Here is a 2255-nt window from a genome sequence, read left to right as displayed (position 1 = left end):
TCATCAGTAAATCATAATTTAGAAGTAGCCAAACAAGAATATCAATATAACTATAACCACATTCCTCCTGTGGCAATGGTGAATGAATTACCAGAACGAGAAAAACCTTCTAAAGAATGGTTTTTATTATTGGTAAAGAGTATACGTCTTCTATTTGTGAATATCGTAATTACAAACCGAGGAAACCAAGGAAATAAGGGGGTAAGAGACGATGTAATTAAATATATCTTAGAAGTAATCTATAAGCAAATAAAATCAATAAAAATTGGAGAGGATAATAAAATCATACCATTTTTTTTCCAATTATTGTTGAATCAACAATTATTATTAACTCAACAATTGTTGAGTCAAGGAATACCTGACGATTTTCATGAAATAGATGACCTGTTTGTTTCCATCCTCAGGGAAAATGGTCTGTCAGTACTTAAAGATATTTTGGAGGAAGCTGTAAAAGTATTAAAGGAAGGAAGTCCAGAAGGTCATGCAACCAGTCTTGAAGATTATCAAAAGCTCTTCTCCTATAAAGAGCTATTTCCAGAAACAGGAGGTATACCAAGCATCGCTTATACTTTTGAAGAAGATGAAGTGTTTGCTTATATGCGAGTAGCAGGTTATAACCCCCTAATGATTGAGCAGGTATCAAGTCTTGACGAACGTTTTCCGGTGACGGAGACTCAATATCAGGAAGTTATGGGTAATGATGATTCATTAGCAGCAGCAGGAAAAGAAGGGCGACTCTATCTAGCAGACTATAAAATTTTGGCAGGTGCTCTTAATGGTACTTATCCTAATAAATACCAAAAGTATATTTATGCTCCTCTAGCTTTATTCGCAGTGCCAAAAGGTTCAGACCCAAACCGTAAATTACGTCCTGTAGCTATTCAATGCGGTCAAACTCCAGGAGCAGATAACCCCATCTTTACCCCCAACTCTTCTAAGTATGCTTGGTTATTTGCTAAAACAGTTGTAGAGATAGTAGATGCTAACTTTCACGAGGCAGTCAGTCATTTAGGGAGAACTCATTTATTTGTGGGATCATTTATTCCACCTACCCATCGCCAACTCCCCCAAAATCATTGCTTAAGTCTGCTGTTGCGTCCTCACTTTGAAGGTACTTTAGCAATTAACGATGGTGCTCAGGGAATTTTAATTGCTCCCAAGGGTGGAGTTGATAGTTTACTGTCATCTACTATTGATAACGCTCGTGTTTTGGCGGTGTTAGGGTTACAGAGTTATGGTTTTAATGGAGCTATGTTACCGGAGCAACTGAAGCAGCGGGGCGTTGACGATTCTAATTTACTTCCTGTTTATCCTGATCGCGATGATGCTCTGTTGCTGTGGGATGCTATTCATCAATGGGTTTCAGATTATCTGAGTCTTTATTATTCCAGAGATGAAGAAGTTCAGGCAGATCGGCGACTACAAGCTTGGGCAGGTGAAGTTATGGCTTTTGATGGTGCTCGTGTACCTGATTTTGGTGAGGATGGAGGTATTAGGACACTAGAGTATTTGATTAATGCTGTGACGTTAATTATTTTTACTGCTAGTGCTCAACACGCTGCTGTTAATTTTCCCCAGAAAGATATAATGTCTTATGCTCCGGCGGTTCCATTAGCTGGTTATTTGCCTAGTTCAATTCTCAAAGGTGAAGTAAGCGAGCAAGATTATTTGGATCTGCTGCCACCTCTAGAGCAGGCACAAGGACAACTGAATCTCACATATTTACTGGGGTCTGTCTATTACACGAAACTGGGTGAGTATTCAAAAAATCATTTTACTGATTCCAAGGTGAAACCTCTACTGGAGAAGTTTCAGGAAAATCTGAACCAGGTTGAAGCAACTATTGAGCAGCGCAATTTTAATCGCCCACAGTATAGGTATTTGCTGCCTTCTCAAATTCCCCAGAGTATTAATATCTAATATCATATCCGGATAATTAGTGATAAGAAAACTCTCTCCTTCTTCTCCTGTTCTTCTTCTTTCTTCCCTCCTGACTCCTGACTCCTGACTCCTGACTCCTGACTGCTCCGTAGTTATTTATTTATCACTATTCAACCGGACATGATATAAAAGACATCTCCTCCAAAAGAGGGAGTAGGGAGTAGGGAGCAGGGAGTAGGGAGAAATAATTGATGAGTAAGAGTGGGATAATTGATTTTATGTTTTATTATTGGAGATGTCTAAAGATTATAAGTACCTGTGCAAAATTAATTTAACATTGGTCAGTAGGAAGCTCTGAAAAGGGAACAGGGATA

Annotated in this window: 1 protein-coding gene; it reads left to right on the top strand. The window is 38.7% G+C overall.

What is annotated here, in order from left to right:
* Positions 1–1920 (top strand): lipoxygenase family protein (locus tag F6K13_RS29380; protein ID WP_287289325.1); only part of this gene is annotated, 1920 nt, incomplete at its 5' end.
* Positions 1921–2255 lie beyond the last annotated feature (335 nt).

Origin of the sequence: Okeania sp. SIO2B9 (genome assembly GCF_010672505.1) — a bacterium.
GTDB classification, from domain to species: domain Bacteria; phylum Cyanobacteriota; class Cyanobacteriia; order Cyanobacteriales; family Microcoleaceae; genus Okeania; species Okeania hirsuta.
The sequence above is the reverse complement of the archived record's forward strand: the minus strand, read 5'-3'. Positions and strand labels throughout refer to the sequence as shown.